The organism is Nocardioides sp., assembly GCF_050246775.1.
Classification (GTDB): domain Bacteria; phylum Actinomycetota; class Actinomycetes; order Propionibacteriales; family Nocardioidaceae; genus Nocardioides.
On sequence record NZ_JBFWVK010000002.1, the window covers coordinates 371,114 to 387,788 of the forward strand.

The 16,675-nt window shown below is 69.4% G+C and carries 16 protein-coding genes; 11 read left to right on the forward strand and 5 right to left on the reverse strand.

Annotated features, from left to right (window positions below):
* Positions 1 to 6 precede the first annotated feature (6 nt).
* A complete protein-coding gene (locus AB7I40_RS11640) occupies positions 7 to 1,632 on the forward strand; it encodes a phospho-sugar mutase (protein ID WP_428345939.1) in 1,626 nt (541 codons plus the stop codon).
* 26 nt (positions 1,633 to 1,658) lie between these two features.
* Here AB7I40_RS11640 and AB7I40_RS11645 read toward each other — a convergent pair whose 3' ends face one another.
* Positions 1,659 to 2,213: a hypothetical protein gene (locus AB7I40_RS11645; RefSeq protein ID WP_428345938.1), complete on the reverse strand. Its 555-nt coding sequence runs from the start codon at positions 2,211 to 2,213 to the stop codon at positions 1,659 to 1,661.
* 55 nt (positions 2,214 to 2,268) lie between these two features.
* Here AB7I40_RS11645 and deoC point away from each other — a divergent pair, with 55 nt between their 5' ends.
* Genes deoC through AB7I40_RS11670 form a run of 5 tightly spaced genes read left to right on the forward strand, consistent with a single transcriptional unit; the run spans position 2,269 to position 6,738 of the window.
* Positions 2,269 to 3,246, forward strand: a complete 978-nt coding sequence (gene deoC, locus AB7I40_RS11650) for a deoxyribose-phosphate aldolase (RefSeq protein WP_428345937.1) — start codon at positions 2,269 to 2,271, stop codon at positions 3,244 to 3,246.
* Between the two features lie 3 nt (positions 3,247 to 3,249).
* Positions 3,250 to 4,671 carry an aldehyde dehydrogenase family protein gene (locus tag AB7I40_RS11655; RefSeq protein ID WP_428345936.1) on the forward strand — a complete coding sequence of 474 codons (1,422 nt, stop codon included), beginning with the start codon at positions 3,250 to 3,252 and terminating at the stop codon, positions 4,669 to 4,671.
* Complete coding sequence (locus tag AB7I40_RS11660) at positions 4,668 to 5,537, forward strand: aldehyde dehydrogenase family protein (protein WP_428345935.1); 870 nt, start codon at positions 4,668 to 4,670, stop codon at positions 5,535 to 5,537. Before AB7I40_RS11655 ends, AB7I40_RS11660 begins: the two co-directional genes overlap by 4 nt.
* Before the next feature lie 3 nt (positions 5,538 to 5,540).
* Positions 5,541 to 6,152 (forward strand): ATP-binding protein, encoded by a 612-nt coding sequence (locus AB7I40_RS11665; RefSeq protein WP_428345934.1) that lies wholly within the window; start codon positions 5,541 to 5,543, stop codon positions 6,150 to 6,152.
* On the forward strand, positions 6,142 to 6,738 hold the full coding sequence (locus AB7I40_RS11670; protein WP_428345933.1) for a hypothetical protein: 597 nt from the start codon (positions 6,142 to 6,144) through the stop codon (positions 6,736 to 6,738). Before AB7I40_RS11665 ends, AB7I40_RS11670 begins: the two co-directional genes overlap by 11 nt.
* Here AB7I40_RS11670 and AB7I40_RS11675 read toward each other — a convergent pair.
* Positions 6,710 to 7,795, reverse strand: a complete 1,086-nt coding sequence (locus AB7I40_RS11675; protein ID WP_428345932.1) for an adenosine deaminase — start codon at positions 7,793 to 7,795, stop codon at positions 6,710 to 6,712. The two genes, AB7I40_RS11670 and AB7I40_RS11675, sit on opposite strands and share 29 nt — an antisense overlap.
* 71 nt (positions 7,796 to 7,866) lie before the next feature.
* On the opposite strand from AB7I40_RS11675, the gene AB7I40_RS11680 reads away from it, so the two are divergent.
* Complete coding sequence (locus AB7I40_RS11680) at positions 7,867 to 8,319, forward strand: MaoC family dehydratase (protein WP_428345931.1); 453 nt, start codon at positions 7,867 to 7,869, stop codon at positions 8,317 to 8,319.
* A 22-nt stretch (positions 8,320 to 8,341) separates the two neighbouring features.
* Here the strand turns inward: AB7I40_RS11680 and AB7I40_RS11685 are convergent, their stop codons facing one another.
* A complete protein-coding gene (locus AB7I40_RS11685) occupies positions 8,342 to 9,640 on the reverse strand; it encodes a thymidine phosphorylase (protein ID WP_428345930.1) in 1,299 nt (432 codons plus the stop codon).
* Positions 9,641 to 9,670: 30 nt separating this feature from the next.
* Positions 9,671 to 10,072: a cytidine deaminase gene (locus AB7I40_RS11690; RefSeq protein ID WP_428345929.1), complete on the reverse strand. Its 402-nt coding sequence runs from the start codon at positions 10,070 to 10,072 to the stop codon at positions 9,671 to 9,673.
* 147 nt (positions 10,073 to 10,219) lie between these two features.
* Here AB7I40_RS11690 and AB7I40_RS11695 point away from each other — a divergent pair, with 147 nt between their 5' ends.
* From AB7I40_RS11695 to AB7I40_RS11710, 4 genes are all read left to right on the forward strand, one after another.
* Positions 10,220 to 11,335 (forward strand): BMP family lipoprotein, encoded by a 1,116-nt coding sequence (locus AB7I40_RS11695; RefSeq protein ID WP_428345928.1) that lies wholly within the window; start codon positions 10,220 to 10,222, stop codon positions 11,333 to 11,335.
* A gap of 94 nt (positions 11,336 to 11,429) precedes the next feature.
* Positions 11,430 to 12,944 carry an ABC transporter ATP-binding protein gene (locus AB7I40_RS11700; protein WP_428345927.1) on the forward strand — a complete coding sequence of 505 codons (1,515 nt, stop codon included), beginning with the start codon at positions 11,430 to 11,432 and terminating at the stop codon, positions 12,942 to 12,944.
* The gene (locus AB7I40_RS11705; protein WP_428345926.1) at positions 12,941 to 14,161 is read left to right on the forward strand and encodes an ABC transporter permease; all 1,221 of its coding nucleotides are present in this window, start codon (positions 12,941 to 12,943) and stop codon (positions 14,159 to 14,161) included. Before AB7I40_RS11700 ends, AB7I40_RS11705 begins: the two co-directional genes overlap by 4 nt.
* Positions 14,158 to 15,429, forward strand: coding sequence for an ABC transporter permease (locus tag AB7I40_RS11710; protein ID WP_428345925.1), 1,272 nt, complete (start codon positions 14,158 to 14,160; stop codon positions 15,427 to 15,429). Before AB7I40_RS11705 ends, AB7I40_RS11710 begins: the two co-directional genes overlap by 4 nt.
* Here the strand turns inward: AB7I40_RS11710 and AB7I40_RS11715 are convergent.
* On the reverse strand, positions 15,426 to 16,607 hold the full coding sequence (locus tag AB7I40_RS11715; protein ID WP_428345924.1) for an amidohydrolase: 1,182 nt from the start codon (positions 16,605 to 16,607) through the stop codon (positions 15,426 to 15,428). The two genes, AB7I40_RS11710 and AB7I40_RS11715, sit on opposite strands and share 4 nt — an antisense overlap.
* Between the last annotated feature and the right edge of the window lie 68 nt (positions 16,608 to 16,675).

The window sequence follows — 16,675 nt, forward strand, 5'->3', positions numbered from 1 at the left end:
CTGGCCATGACCGATCTGATCGAGCAGGCGACCGCCTGGGCCGCCGACGACCCCGACGACCAGACCCGTGCGGAGCTCGAGGCGTTGATCGCAGCCGGGGACAGCGCCGAGCTGCGCGACCGGTTCGACGGCACCCTCGAGTTCGGCACCGCAGGCCTGCGCGGAGCCCTGGGAGCCGGGCCCAACCGGATGAACCGCGTCGTCGTGATCCGGGCCGCAGCAGGGCTCGCGGCGTACCTGCGAGCCAACGGGGCCGAGACCGGCGATGCCGTCGTGATCGGCTACGACGCCCGCCACAACTCCGACGTCTTCGCCCGGGACACCGCGGAGGTGATCACGGGAGCAGGTCTGCGCGCGCTAACCCTCCCCCGCGCGCTGCCCACACCGCTGCTCGCCTTCGCCATCCGTGACCTCGGTTGCGTCGCAGGCGTCATGGTCACCGCCAGCCACAACCCGCCCCAGGACAACGGCTACAAGGTCTATCTCGGTGACGGCAGCCAGATCGTGCCACCAGCCGACACCGGCATCGCCACCGCCATCGCGGCCGTGGGAGCGGTGGCCGACGTCCCGCGCGGCGACGGCGGGCAGGTGCTCGACGACGCGATCGTGGAGCGCTATCTCGACACGGTCGCGGCCCTGGCCGGCGACGGTCCCCGGGACCTGAGCACCGTCTACACACCCCTGCACGGGGTGGGCAACACCTCGGTACTGAGCGTGTTGGAACGCGCCGGCTTCACCGCGCCGTACGTCGTGAGCCAGCAGGAGGCCCCTGACCCGGACTTCCCGACCGTGGCCTTCCCCAACCCCGAGGAACCGGGCGCGATGGACCTGGCCATGGCCCTGGCCCGGGAGCGCGGCGTCGACCTGGTCGTCGCCAACGATCCCGATGCCGATCGCTGCGCTGCGGCTGTGCCAGGTCCGCACGGCTGGCAGATGCTGCGCGGCGACGAGGTGGGCGCACTGCTCGGGCTGCACCTGCTGCGCAGCGGACGCACCGGCGTGTACGCCAACTCGATCGTGTCCTCCTCGCTGCTCGGCAAGCTGGCGGCTGCCCACGGTCAACCGCACGAGGAGACGCTGACCGGGTTCAAGTGGATCGCCAAGGTGGAGGGACTCGCCTACGGCTACGAGGAGGCGCTGGGCTACTGCGTCGATCCGGAGCAGGTCAAGGACAAGGACGGCGTCTCAGCCCTCCTGCTGCTGTGCGAGCTCGCGGCCGCAGCGAAGGCGGAGGGCAAGACCCTGGTCGACCTGCTCGACGACATCGCGCGCCAGCACGGCCTGCACGCCACCGACCAGCTGAGCGTGCGGGTCACCGACCTCGCCGAGATCGGTGCCGCGATGGCTCGGCTGCGGGCGACGCCGCCCACCACGCTGGGCGGGCTGCGCGTGGACAGGGTCGACGACCTGTCGCTGGGCTCGGCGGCACTGCCCCCCACCGACGGGCTGCGCTACCAGATGCCGGGCGCCAGGATCATCGTCCGCCCGAGCGGCACCGAACCCAAGCTCAAGTGCTATCTCGAGGTCGTCATCGCGGTGGACCCCGAGGACGGCGTCGACGCAGCCCGGATCTCTGCGGCCGGCCGGCTGGACGCCCTGCGCAACGACATCAAGGCCGCCGCCGGAATCTGAGACCTGACGTCGCCGAAGGTCCGTCCTCAGAGGAAGAGAGACACCAAGAAACCGGTGCCGGTCACCACGATGGCCACCAACTCGGGCCACGCCCAGTCACGCCGTACGGCGGGGGCGGGCTGCCCCTTCGAGGCCAGCTCCTTGGCCTCGGCCAGGCGGCGGTCCAGGCGGTCCTCGATGAAGTCGGTGTAGCTGCTGACCGGGTCGAGCACCCGGCCCGAGCGTTTGCGCAGGTCGCGCAGGCTGCGACCGACGGCGGGCGAGACGAAACGCTGACCTTCGACGCGGACCTCCAGGAACTGGCGGATCACGAGCTGCTCGATGCTGATCAGGGGGATGGTGACCGTGCTGGCCAGGTTGTGCAGCACCAGCACCTCGCGTGACACCCCGACCCGGGGCCGCACGATCGCCGCCCACACCAGGACCGCACCGAAGGCGATGCCGAGGATGACCGGCACATCGGCGCCCCGCAGGCCGTCGGAGGCCAGCAGGACGATCAGGCCGAGCGCCACGAGCAGGCCGAGGACGCCCACCACGCGTCCGTTGGTCGGCTTGAAGTACTCCACGTCCTGGTCGGCCACGACGGCCCCTTTCGGCAATTGCCCGGCTCTGCGCCGACAACCCTATGCTGGCTTGGTGACGACTACTGCCTCAACGACGAGTGCAGCCGGTTTCGAGGACATCACGTCATCGGAGTCATCGCTGCGCAGGTTCCTGCACGGGCTCCCCGGCGTGGACCAGGTCGGCGCGGACGCCCGCGCTGCGAGCCTGTCCACACGGTCGATCAAGACGACCGCGAAGGCCTACGCCATCGACCTCGCCATCCGCATGGTCGACCTGACCACGCTGGAGGGCCAGGACACCCACGGCAAGGTCCGGGCGCTGGCCACGAAGGCGATGCATCCCGATCCGACGGACCCCGGGTGCCCGATGACGGCTGCGGTCTGTGTCTATCCCGACATGGTCGCCACCGCCAAGGAGGTCCTGGGCGACTCCGGAGTCAAGGTCGCAGCGGTGGCCACCGCCTTTCCGAGCGGTCGGGCGGCGATGGACATCAAGCTCGCCGACGTCCGCGACGCGGTCGAGGCGGGCGCCGACGAGATCGACATGGTCATCGACCGTGGGGCGTTCCTGTCGGGCCGCTACCAGCAGGTCTTCGACGAGATCGTGGCCGTGCGCGAGGCCTGCGTCCGTCCCGACGGGCACGCGGCGCACCTCAAGGTGATCTTCGAGACCGGCGAGCTGCAGACCTACGACAACGTCCGCCGGGTCTCGTGGCTGGCGATGCTCGCCGGTGCCCACTTCATCAAGACCTCCACCGGCAAGGTGCAGCCGGCAGCCACCCTCCCGGTCACGATGATCATGCTGGAAGCCGTCCGCGACTTCCGCGCCCAGACCGGGCAGATGGTCGGCGTCAAGCCCGCCGGCGGCATCCGCAGCACCAAGGACGCCATCAAGTACCTCGTCGTGGTCAACGAGGTCGCCGGACCCGACTGGCTGGACCCGGACTGGTTCCGCTTCGGCGCCTCCACCCTGCTCAACGACCTGCTCATGCAGCGCACGAAGATGCTCACCGGCCGCTACTCGGGCCCCGACTACTTCACCCTGGACTGAGTCATGACCTTCGAATACGCCCCCGCCCCGGAGTCCCGGGCGATCGTCGACATCAAGGCGTCCTACGGGCTCTTCATCAACGGAGAGTTCGTCGACGGCGCCGGCAGCTCCTTCAAGACGATCAACCCGGCCACCGAAGAGGTGCTGGCCGAGGTCGCCGAGGCCACCGAGGCCGACGTCGACACCGCCGTGAAGGCCGCCCGGCGCGCCCACACCCGGGTGTGGTCGCGGATGCCGGGCCGCGAACGAGCGAAGTACCTCTACCGGATCGCCAGGATCATCCAGGAACGCGGCCGTGAGCTCGCCGTCCTCGAGTCGATCGACAACGGCAAGCCGATCAAGGAGACCCGCGACGTCGACATCCCCACCGTCGCCGCGCACTTCTTCTACTACGCAGGCTGGGCCGACAAGTTGGAGTACTCCGGGCACGGGAGCACCCCGCTCGGTGTCGCCGGTCAGGTCATCCCCTGGAACTTCCCGCTGCTCATGCTGGCCTGGAAGATCGCGCCCGCGTTGGCGTGTGGCAACACCGTCGTCCTCAAGCCGGCCGAGACGACCCCGCTGACGGCCCTGCTGTTCGCCGAGATCTGCCAGCAGGCCGACCTGCCCGCCGGGGTCGTCAACATCATCACCGGAGCCGGCGACACCGGTCGGGCGCTGGTGGCCCACCCGGACGTCGACAAGGTCGCCTTCACCGGCTCCACCGACGTCGGCCGGGCCATCGCCCGGTCCGTGGCCGGGACCTCCAAGAAGGTCACCCTCGAGCTCGGCGGCAAGGCCGCCAACATCGTCTTCGACGACGCAGCACTGGACCAGGCCGTCGAGGGCGTGGTCAACGGGATCTTCTTCAACCAGGGCCATGTGTGCTGTGCCGGGAGCCGCCTCCTGGTCCAGGAGAGCATCTCCGAGGAGTTCCTCGACCGGCTGAAGCGCCGCATGTCGACCCTGCGCGTGGGCGACCCGCTCGACAAGAACACCGACGTCGGTGCGATCAACTCCGCCGAGCAGCTGGCCAAGATCCGCGAGCTCTCCGACATCGGCGAGAGCGAGGGGGCGGGCCGCTGGGCCCCCGCCTGCGACCTGCCGCAGCACGGATTCTGGTTCCCGCCCACGATCTTCACCGGCGTGACCCAGGCCCACCGGATCGCGCGCGAGGAGATCTTCGGCCCGGTGCTCTCGGTGCTCACCTTCCGCACCCCCTCCGAGGCGGTGGAGAAGGCCAACAACACCCCCTTCGGGCTGTCGGCCGGGGTCTGGACCGAGAAGGGCTCGCGCATCCTGTGGATGGCCAACCAGCTGCGGGCCGGCGTGGTGTGGGCCAACACGTTCAACAAGTTCGACCCGACCTCGCCGTTCGGCGGCTACAAGGAGTCGGGCTACGGCCGCGAAGGCGGCCGGCACGGTCTGGAGGCCTACCTGCGATGAGTCGTATCGACGTCCGCAAGACCTACAAGCTCTACATCGGCGGCGCCTTCCCCCGCTCGGAGTCGGGCTACTCGTATGTCGTCACCGACGCGAAGGGGAAGTTCATGGCCAACGCCGCCCTCGCCTCCCGCAAGGACGCTCGCGACGCCGTGAGCGCCGCCCGCAAGGCCTTCGGCGGCTGGTCGGCACGCACGGCGTACAACCGCGCCCAGGTGCTGTACCGCGTCGCCGAGGTCATGGAGGACCGGCGCCCGCAGTTCGTCGACGCCGTCATCCAGTCCGAGGGTCTGACGAGCGCTCGCGCGACCCGCGTCGTCGACGAGTCCATCGACCGCCTGGTCTGGTACGCCGGGTGGGCGGACAAGATCGCTCAGGTGGTCGGCAACGCCAACCCCGTGGCCGGCCCGTTCTTCAACCTGTCCAGTCCCGAGCCGACCGGCGTGGTGGCGGTGCTGGCTCCCCAGCAGTCCTCGCTCCTGGGCCTCGTCTCGGTGGTGGCACCGGTGATCGTCACCGGCAACACGGCCGTGGTCCTGAGTTCCCACGATCGACCGCTGCCGGCGGTGACCTTCGCGGAGGTGCTCGCCACCTCGGACGTACCGGGCGGTGTGGTCAACGTGCTCACCGGTGACAACACGACGACCGCACCCTGGCTCGCCTCCCACATGGACGTCAACGCCATCGACCTGACCGGGGCCGCCGGCGGACCCGAGCAGACCACAGCGCTCGAGGTTGCCGCCGCCGACAACCTGAAGCGGGTGCTGCGGGCCCCCGCCACGGAGCCGGACTGGAGCGCAGACCCCGGCATCGACAGGATGACCCGGTTCTTGGAGACCAAGACGGTCTGGCACCCGATCGGCCTCTGAACGGTGGCACGGGTCATCGTGCTGGCCGGTCCGTCGGGGGCGGGCAAGTCCCGGCTGGCCGGGCGGCTGGGGTTGCCGATGCTGCGGCTCGACGACTTCTACAAGGATGGCTCCGACCCGACCCTGCCTCGCATCGCCGAGGGCGCGAACGCCGGCATCGTCGACTGGGACGATCCTGCCGCCTGGTTGCCGGACGACGCGTTCTCCACCATTGCCACGCTGTGTGCGCAGGGGTCGGCGCAGGTCCCCATCTACGACATCGCGCACGACGGGCGGTGCGGATCCCGGGTCCTCGATCTCGGCGGCGCGAGTCTCTTCGTGGCCGAGGGCCTGTTCGCACAGGACATCGTCGCCTCGTGTCGCGCACACGGCCTGCTCGCTGCGGCCTACTGCGTGCGCCAGCACCCGATGAAGACGTTCTGGCGCCGGCTCACCCGGGACCTGCGCGAGCGACGGAAGCCGCCGTTGGTGCTGCTGCGCCGGGGCCTGGTGCTGATGCGCGACCAGAAGCGGGTCGTCGCGCAGGCCGTTGCACTTGGCTGTCAGCCCGTCACCCCCGACCAGGCTCTGGCCGAGATCCGGGCCTTGGTGGCACCCTCGATGCATGACACCTGAGTCGGTGCGTCTTCTCGCGGGGCTGGTCCAGCCCGACCAGCGGACCTGCGGCTCAGCGACGCTGGTCGCGGCGAGAATGCTGAACCGCCCCGACTACCTGCGCACACTGAGCGCGCCGGCAGGCCCGCTGTCCGAGCGGTTCCGGACCGAGACGCTGCAGGTCCACCGTCGCACCAGCGGGATGCTCGACGCCCAGGGTCGGGCGCAGCTGCCGTGGCCACGCGCGCTCGGTACGGCACCGTGGTCGCTGGTCCGTGAGCTCGACGCGTCCGCCGGCGTGCCAGGCACGACGTACCGCGCCCGCCTGGTCCTCCCCCGTCGACGTGGCAGCGCATTCGTCTCGGTCAGGGCGGCTCTCGAGGCCGGCCACGTCACTCCGCTCTACGTCGGCAACCGGCTGTCCCCGCGCCACGTCGTCCTGGCCCTGGAGGTGGCCGGACACGACGTCGTGATCTACGACCCGGCCCACGGACGGACCTACCCCATCACCCGGGCCGACTTCGTGGCCGGTCGCCTCGACGTGGCGGGCTGGCGAGTGCCCTGGTTGGTGGTGCTCCCTAGGCGAGGACGGCGTAGCCGGGCTTGATGATGCCGTTGATGATCTCCAGCCGCTCGTCGAACGGCAGGAAGGCCGACTTCATGGCGTTGAGCGTGAACCACTCGAGGTCACGCAGCCCGTAGCCGAATGCCTCCACCAGAGCCGTCATCTCGTCGGTCATCGAGGTGCCACTCATCAGCCGGTTGTCGGTGTTGACCGTGACCCGGAACCGGAGCCGGGTCAGCAGCCCGATCGGGTGCTCGGCGATGGAGTCGGCGGCCCCGGTCTGCACGTTGGATGCCGGGCACATCTCCAGCGGGATCCGCTTGTCTCGGACGTAGGAGGCCAGTCGACCCAATTCCACCGCCCCGTCCTCGCCGACGGTGATGTCGTCGATGATCCTGACCCCGTGCCCCAGGCGGTCGGCCCCACACCACTGGAGTGCCTGCCAGATCGAGGGCAGCCCGAAGGCCTCGCCCGCGTGGATGGTGAAGTGTGAGTTCTCGCGCTGGAGGTACTCGAAGGCGTCGAGGTGCCGGGTCGGAGGGAATCCTGCTTCGGCACCGGCGATGTCGAACCCGGCCACGCCGCGGTCGCGCCACGCGATGGACAGCTGGGCGATCTCCATCGACCGTGCTGCGTGGCGCATGGCCGTGAGCAGCTGACGGACCACGATCCGACCCTCGGCCGCGGCGACTCCCTGTTCGAACCCGTCCTTGACGGCCGCGACCACCTCGTCCAGGGTCAGCCCGCCCTCGACGTGCTGCTCGGGGGCATAGCGGATCTCGGCATAGACGACTCCGTCCGCGACCAGGTCCTCGACACACTCGCGCGCCACTCGGGTGATCGCGGCGCCGGTCTGCATGACCGCGACGGTGTGGTCGAAGGTCTCCAGGTAGCGCACCAGGCTGCCCGAGTCCGCCGACTCCCGGAACCATCGCCCCAGCGCCTCGGCGTCGTTCGCGGGCAGCTCATGCCCGACCTCGTCGGCCAGGTCGATGATGGTCTGCGGGCGCAGCCCGCCGTCCAGGTGGTCGTGGAGCAGCACCTTGGGCGCGCGTCGTACGACGTCGCGGGTCGGCGAGGAAGGGGAAAGGGTGGACACGGGGGCCATCCTTGCACTCGAGGCGGACCCGATAGGTTCGCAGGCGACCTTCACACCTCAGAGGAGCTCAGATGCGCGCGTTCACCACCCTCGACGAGATCTCCGCCGCGGTCGGCGAAGATCTCGGCACCAGTGACTGGCTCCTGGTGGACCAGGCGCGCGTCGACGCGTTCGCCGAGGCCACCGGGGACCACCAGTGGATCCACGTCGATGTCGAACGATCCGCCGCTGGGCCGTTCGGGGGCACCATCGCCCACGGCTACCTGACGCTCTCCCTCGTGCCCTACCTCGGCAGCCAGGTCTTCGAGCTCCAGACACCAGGTGCGAAGCTCAACTACGGGGTCAACAAGGTGCGTTTCCCTACCCCGTTGCGGGTCGGGTCACGGATCCGGGCGCACGTGTCCGTTGCCGGTGTCACCGATCTGCCGATGGGCAAGCAGATGACTCTGAAGTACCTCATCGAGATCGAGGGAGCCGACAAGCCCGCCTGCGTCGCGGAGACCGTCGTCCTCCTGCTGCCCTGATCTCCCGACCACCTGCGAGGGGTCAGGAGATGCGGTCGATGAGCAGCGGCGCCGGGGAGTACGGCGCGGGGCCGGTCGAGTCGTCGGCCACGATGTCGTAGCCGCCCTCCAACGAGTCCAGAGCGCGCTCGAAGCGGTCAGGCTCGTCGGTGAGGAGGGTGAAGAGCGGGGCACCCGCCGTGACCCGGTCACCGGGTCGGGCGTGCCAGCGCACTCCGGCTCCGGCCTGGACGGCGTCGCCCTGCCGGGCCCGGCCGGCGCCCAGTCGCCATGCGGCGAGTCCGACAGCCATGGCGTCGAGCCGGGTCAGCGTGCCCGAAGCAGGCGCGGTGACGACCTGGGACTCACGAGCCACCGCCATCGGGGCGGCGGGGTCGCCGCCCTGGGCTCGGATCATGTCGTTCCAGGCATCCATCGCCGACCCGTCGGCGAGGGCTGCAGCCGGGTCGACACCGGTGACTCCGGCTCCCGCGAGCATCTCGCGGGCGAGAGCCAGGGTGAGCTCGACGACGTCTGCCGGTCCACCGCCGGCGAGCACCTCGACGGACTCCTCGACCTCGATCGCATTGCCGGCCGTCAGGCCGAGCGGCGTGGACATGTCGGTGAGCAGTGCCACCGTGTGCACGCCTGCGTCGGTGCCCAGCTCGACCATGGTGCTGGCCAGCTCGCGGGCCAGGTCGACGGACTTCATGAACGCGCCGGTGCCGACCTTGACGTCCAGGACCAGCGAGCCGGTGCCCTCGGCGATCTTCTTGCTCATGATCGAGGAGGCGATGAGCGGGATCGCCTCGACCGTGCCGGTCACGTCGCGCAGGGCGTAGAGCTTCTTGTCCGCCCGCGCCAGCCCGTCCCCGGCCGCGCAGATCACAGCTCCGACGGACTCGAGCTGAGACATCATCTCGGCGTTGGTCAGCGCCGCCCGCCAGCCGGGCACGGACTCCAGCTTGTCGAGGGTCCCGCCGGTGTGACCCAGCCCGCGGCCGGACAGCTGGGGCACCGCCACCCCGCAGGCCGCCACCAAGGGCGCCAGGGGCAGCGTGATCTTGTCCCCGACGCCACCGGTGGAGTGCTTGTCCGCGGTCGGGCGTGACAGTGTCGAGAAGTCCATCCGCTCACCCGAGGCGATCATGGCCGCGGTCCAGCGCGAGATCTCGCGACGGTTCATCCCGTTGAGCAGGATCGCCATCGCCAGGGCCGACATCTGCTCGTCGGCGACGTCTCCACGGGTGTAGGCGTCGATCACCCAGTCGATCTGGCTGTCGGTGAGCTCAGCGCCATCACGCTTGGCGATGATCACCTCGACGGCGTCGTGCCTGGTCATACGTCTCCTTGATATCGGTCTGCCGTGACGTCAGCGCTCGAGGTCCGCTGGCCCGAACGCCTGGGGCAGGATCTCGTCGATGGTGCGCACGCCCAGCGGGGTGAGCACCTGGAGGTCGGCTCGTCCGTGCTCGTGCAGCAACTGGCGGCACCGCCCGCAGGGCATGATCACCTCACGCTCACCGTTGACGCACACGAAGTGGGTCAACTGGCCGCCGCCGGTGATGTGCAGCTGCGAGACCAGTCCGCACTCCGCACACAAGGTCACGCCGTACGCCGCGTTCTCGACGTTGCAGCCGGTGACCACTCTGCCGTCGTCGACCAGGGCCGCTGCGCCGACCCGAAACCGAGAGTAGGGAGCATAGGCATGCTCGGTCGCTGCTTGAGCCGCGGCGCGCAGCGCGCCCCACTCATCTGCCTGAACCGTGCTCAAGTGAGGGGTTCCCCGGCGGAGGCGAGGCGTCGACGGAACATCGCAACATGATAACCGTTTGGACAGGAAATGTTCCCGGGGGGCCGAAACCGGTGAAGCATTCGGTACCGTGACTGCCCGTCACCCCGTACTCGATGGAGTGAAGACATGGAGGCAACAGTGAAGAAGATGAGGAAGGCCGCAGCCGGCGGCCTGGGCCTGATTGTGATGGCCACGGTCCTGGCCGCGTGTGGCGACGCTCCCGATGAGTCCGGGGACTCCGGCAGCGAAGCCTCTGACTTCCTGCCGTGCATCGTCTCCGACGCTGGTGGGTTCGACGACAAGTCGTTCAACCAGCTCAGCTACGAGGGCGTGGAACAGGCCGCCAAGGAGCTCGGTTCGGAGTTCAAGGCCGTCGAGTCCAACAGCGAGAACGACTACGCCCCCAACCTGGACAGCCTGGTCGCTGAGGGCTGTGACGCCATCGTGACCGTCGGCTTCGCCCTGGCCGCGGCGACCAAGGAGTCCGCGACCGCAAACCCCGACATCGACTACGTCCTCATCGACGACTCCGCCGACGGTGGTGACGACGGCCAGACCTTCGACGGCAAGGCCGACGTCGCGAACATCAAGCCGCTGCTCTACGACACCGCCCAGGCCGCCTTCATGGCCGGCTACCTGGCCGCCGACTACACCAAGACCGGTGTCGTGGGCACCTACGGCGGTCAGCCCTACCCGACCGTGACGATCTTCATGGACGGTTTCAAGCAGGGTGTCGAGTACTACGCCAAGGAGAAGAAGAAGGACGTCAAGGTCGTCGGCTGGGACGGCAAGAACGGCAGCTTCACCGGTGGCTTCGAGGCCAACGAGACGGCCACCAACACGGCTCGCCAGCTGCTTGACCAGGACGTCGACGTGATCCTTCCGGTCGGCGGTCCGATCTACCAGGGTGCGCTCACCGCGATCGAGGCCTCCGGCAAGGACGTCGCCATGATCGGTGCGGACGCCGATGTCTTCGAGACCGACCCGAATACACAGGACGTCGTGATCACCTCGATCCTGAAGAACATGAAGGTCTCGACCTACGAGGCGATCATGGCGGCCGGCAACGACGAGTTCGACTTCACGCCCTACGTGGGCACGTTGGAGAACGACGGAGTCGGCATCGCACCGTTCCACAACTTCGAGAGCAAGGTCTCGCCCACGGTGGCAGCCGAGCTCGACGACATCAAGGCGGGAATCATCGACGGCTCCATCAAGGTGACGTCGTACCTCGCGCCGTAAGTTCAGCAGGCCAGATGGCGGGGGAGGTCGGCTCAGGCCGACCTCCCCCTGCCACGTTCTGGGCCACCAGCAAGCGACACTAGGATGCCGTGCCATGAAGCTTGTCCTGCGAGACATCACCAAGCGCTTCGGAACGCTCGTTGCGAACGACCGGATCTCACTGACCGTCGAACCGGGTGAGATCCATTGCCTCCTGGGCGAGAACGGCGCCGGGAAGTCGACGCTGATGAACGTTCTGTACGGCCTCTACCAGGCCGATGAGGGCGAGATCGAGCTGAATGACGTCGTTCAGCACTTCACGGGTCCCGGTGACGCCATCGCGGCCGGGATCGGCATGGTCCACCAGCACTTCATGCTCGTCCCGGTCTTCACCGTGGCCGAGAACGTCATGCTCGGCGACGAGTCCACCGGGTTCGCCGGCTCGCTCAATGTCGATGCCGCCAGGGAGCGCGTGGCCGAGATCTCGGCCCGTTTCGGTTTCCACGTGAACCCGGACGCGATCGTGGAGGACCTTCCCGTCGGCGTCCAGCAGCGGGTCGAGATCATCAAGGCCCTCTCCCGCGATGCCGAGGTCCTGGTCTTCGACGAACCCACGGCGGTGTTGACCCCGCAGGAGACCGACGAGCTGATGGAGATCATGCGCCAGCTCAAGGCGGCCGGCAAGGCGATCGTCTTCATCACCCACAAGCTGCGCGAGGTGCGCGAGGTGGCCGACCGGATCACGGTCATCCGGCTCGGCAAGGTCGTCGGCGAGGCCAGCCCGACTGCGAGCAACGCCGAGCTGGCTGCGCTCATGGTCGGGCGTCCGGTGGAGCTGACGGTGCACAAGGGGCCTCCCCACCTGGGCGAGGATGCCCTGGTCGTGGAAGGTCTCACCGTGATCGACCACCTGGGTCGAGTGCACGTCGACGACGTGAGCTTCGCGATCAGGACCGGCGAGGTGCTCGCGGTGGCCGGCGTCCAGGGCAACGGCCAGACCGAGCTCACCGAGGCCCTGCTGGGGTTGCAGGAGCACGTGCGAGGCTCGATCCGTCTCGACGGCTCCGAGCTGGTCGGCCGGTCCGTGCGTCAGATCCTGGAGGCCGGTGTCGGGTTCATCCCGGAGGACCGCCAGGCCGAAGGGCTCGTCGGCGAGTTCACCATCGCCGAGAACCTCATGCTCAACCGCAGCCACGGCGAGCCTTTCGTGAGCCGGGGGTCGCTGCGCCTGGACCGGCTGGAGGCCTTCGCGGACGCCAAGCTCAAGGAGTACGACGTCCGGGCGCCCGGCATCACCTCACGCGCCGACCAGCTCTCCGGCGGCAACCAGCAGAAGGTGGTCGTGGCCCGGGAGCTCTCCCGGGACCTGCGTCTCCTGGTCGCCGCCCAGCCGACCCGTGGTGTCGACGTGGGCTCGATCGAGTTCATCCACAAGCAGATCGTGGCCGGCCGCGATGCCGGGGTCCCCGTCCTCGTGGTCTCGACCGAGCTGGACGAGGTGGTTGCGCTGGCCGACCGCATCATGGTCCTCTACCGGGGCCGGATCGTCGGCATCGTGCCGGCGGACACGCCACGTGAAGTGCTCGGTCTCATGATGACCGGTGAGCGTCCGGAAGGGGCGATCGCATGACCAGCCCAGTGGGGACGGAGCAGCCCTCTCCCGCCGAGCCCGAGACTCCGGAATCGAGCCGCTGGCGGGAGGCGATGCGCGAGATCACCTCCGGCAACGCCCTGGTGGCCGTGCTCGGCGTCCTGCTCGCGGTCTCGGTCGGCTCGTTGATGATCGCGCTCACCGACGAGCAGGTGCGAGACGCCTCCAGCTACATCTTCGCGCGGCCGGGGGACTTCTTCCAGGCGACCTGGGACGCCATCTGGGGCGCCTACACCGCCCTGTTCCGCGGCTCCATCTACAACACCCGGGCAGACACGTTCGCCACCGGCATCCGGCCGCTGACCGAGACCTGCAAGTTCGCCGCCCCCCTGATCGCCGCGGGCCTCGGTGTGGGGCTCGCGTTCCGAGCGGGCATGTTCAACATCGGTGGTCGTGGTCAGATGCTCCTCGCCGGTGCGGCGGCCGGCTGGGTGGGCTACCAGTTCAGCCTCCCGTGGCCGGTGCACCTGACCCTGGCCGTCGGGGCAGGCATGCTCGCCGGTGCCCTGTGGGCCGGACTGGCGGGTCTCCTCAAGGCGCGGACCGGGGCGCACGAGGTGATCGTGACGATCATGCTCAACTACGTCGCGTTCTACCTGGTCTTCTTCGCCCTGTCCCAGCAGAGCCTGCTGCAGGCTCCGGGGTCCTTCAACCCGAAGTCCGCGCCGATGCGCGAGTCGGCCACGATGCCCAAGCTGCTGGGCGACCAGTACAACCTCCACCTGGGCTTCCTGCTCGCCCTGGTCGCCGTGGCCTTCGTGTGGTGGCTCCTGACGCGTTCAGCCCTCGGCTTCCGGATCCGCGCGGTCGGGCTCAACCCGACGGCCGCACGGGCGGCCGGCATCAACGTCGGGCGGACCTACACCCTCGTCATGGTGATCGCCGGAGCCCTGGTGGGGCTGGCCGGCGCCAACCAGGTGCTGGGCACCGTGACCAGCGGCGTGACGGTCGACCTCGATGCGGGTATCGGTTTCGACGCGATCACCGTCGCCCTCCTGGGCAGGTCCCGCCCCCTGGGGATCCTCGGCGCGGGGCTCCTCTTCGGCGCGTTCAAGGCCGGGGGATTCGCGATGCAGGCGTCCCAGGACATCCCGGTCGACATCGTGCTGGTCGTGCAGTCCCTGATCGTGCTCTTCCTCGCGGCGCCCCCGCTCATCCGGGCCATCTTCCGTCTACCCGCCAAGGAGGCGAAGTGAGCACCAACGTCGAGGAGACCCGGCTGGCCGGGGTGACGACCGTCATCGACAAGAAGGCGCCTGTCCTGTTCAGCGTGCTCACGGTGGGCCTGCTGCTCATCGTGGCACTGGCAGCGCAGTCGGGCGACACCACCTTCCGGCTGGCGACTCCCTCGGACTTCGTGGAGCTCCCAGCGGTCACCGTGCCGTCCACCCTCACGACCTGGCTGCTCGTGCTCATCTGTGCGGCCTGCGCGGCAGGCTCTGTGCTGCTGTACCGCAAGGAGCGCAACACCCCGATGTGGCTGGTGGTGGTCTTCGCGGTCGCCTGGATGGTGGGCTTCCTGACCTGGGCCGCCGCCGGCGGCACGATCCCCGTGGTCGGCCTGCTGGCCGGGTCGCTGGCCCTGGCCGTCCCGCTCGTCTTCGGAGCCCTCGGTGGCGTGCTCGGGGAACGCTCCGGCGTGGTGAACATCGCCATCGACGGCCAGCTCCTCGCGGGTGCCTTCGCTGCTGCGCTGGTCGGCTCACTGGCCGGGTCGACCTGGGCAGGCCTGGCGGCCTCGATGGTGGCGGGCACCCTCGTCGCGCTGGTGCTCGGCCTCTTCGCGATCACCTACTTCGTCGACCAGGTGATCGTCGGCGTCGTCCTCAACGTGCTCGTGATCGGCCTGACCAGCTTCATGTTCACCCAGGTGCTGGCCCCCAACTCCGAGTCCCTCAACTCACCGCCGCGGTTCCCGGCCCTGTCGATCCCCGTCCTGGGCGACATCCCCCTGATCGGACCGATCTTCTTCCGCCAGACCGTCATCGTCTACATCCTCTACGCCGTCGTGGCGATCGTCACCTGGGCGCTCTACCGCACCCGCTGGGGACTGCGCGTGCGGGCGGTGGGCGAGCACCCCAAGGCCGCCGACACGGTGGGCATCAAGGTCAACCTCACGCGCTACCGCACCATCCTCATCGCCGGCGCCATCGCCGGCATGGGCGGCGCCTTCTACACCTTGGTCTCAGTGCCCCAGTTCAACCGCGAGATGACCGGCGGGGCCGGCTACATCGCCCTGGCCGCGGTCATCTTCGGCAAGTGGGACCCCGTCCGGGCGACGTTGGCCGCGCTCCTCTTCGGGTTCGCCTCGAACCTGCAGGGTGTGCTGTCGGTCATCGGCTCCCCGGTGCCCAGCCAGTTCATGCTGATGCTGCCCTACGTCGTGACCATCTTCGCGGTGGCCGGCCTGGTCGGGAAGTCCCGCCCACCTGCGGCCGACGGCATCCCCTACCAGAAGGGTTAGCCGTTGGCGGTGGCCGCCGCCTCGGCCAGCACCCGAGCCCCGATGGGGATCGCCCGCTCGTCGATGCGCAGGTTGCCCTGGTGCAGGTCGTAGGTCGGGCCGTCGGGCGTGCGGGTGCCCAGGCGCCCCATGGCACCGGGGACCTGGTGGAGGTACCACCCGAAGTCCTCACCTCCCAGGCTCTGCTGGGTGGGCACCAGCCCGCTGGGGCCGAGCACGGACTCGACCGCCGAACCCAGCAGCCCGGTCGCCCTGGCCTCGTTGACGACAGGTGGTACGCCGCGCGTGTAGTCGACATCCACCTCCACGCCGTACGGCGCGACGATCTGGGCCGCCAGTTCGCGCACCAGGGCCTCGGACTCCGCCCAGGTGCGGGCATCGAGCATCCGCACCGTGCCGGCCGCCCGGCCGGAGGCAGGGATGACGTTGGGAGCAGAACCGGCCTGGATGAGGCCCCAGACCAGGCTCAGGCCGGCGCGCGGGTCCAGGCGACGAGACAGCGCCGCCGGCAGCTGGGCCACCAGGGTCCCCAGCGCGAAGGTGAGGTCCTGGGTCAGGTGCGGACGCGAGGTATGTCCGCCACCGCCGTGCAGGCGCACCTCGAGTGCGTCGGCAGCCCCGGTCAGGGGGCCGACGCGGAGGCCGACCTCGCCCACGTCGAGGCCCGGGTCGCAGTGCAGACCGAAGGCGCGCACCACATCGGTCAGGGCACCGTTCTCGATCATGCTGAGGGCGCCACCGGGCATCACCTCCTCGGCAGGCTGGAAGAGCAGACGCACCCGGCCGGCCAGGAGGCCGCGCTGGTGCACCTCCGCCAACGCCAGGCCGGCACCGAGCAGGCAGGTCGTGTGCACGTCGTGCCCGCAGGCGTGCGCCACCCCCGGGGCGGTGCTCGCCCAGGGGTCGCCGGTGCGGTCGTCCACAGGGAGGGCGTCGAGATCGGCGCGCAGGGCCACCACCGGCCCGGAGGCGCCGAGGTCGGCGATGAGTCCGGAGCGCGGCAGCCGCCGCACCGCATAGCCGGCGTCGGCCAGTCGTCCGGCCACCACGCCGGTCGTGCGTGACTCCTGCCACGACAACTCCGGATGGGCGTGCAGGTCGCGTCGGACCTCGATGAGTTCGTCGCGGTACTTCTCGACGACGGACTCGATGACGCGGGACGCTTCGGCTGTGGACATTCCCTCGATCCTACCGTCGCCGGGCGCCGTACCTGCCGCTCCCCCGGAGGGTCGCGAGCAGGACGCCA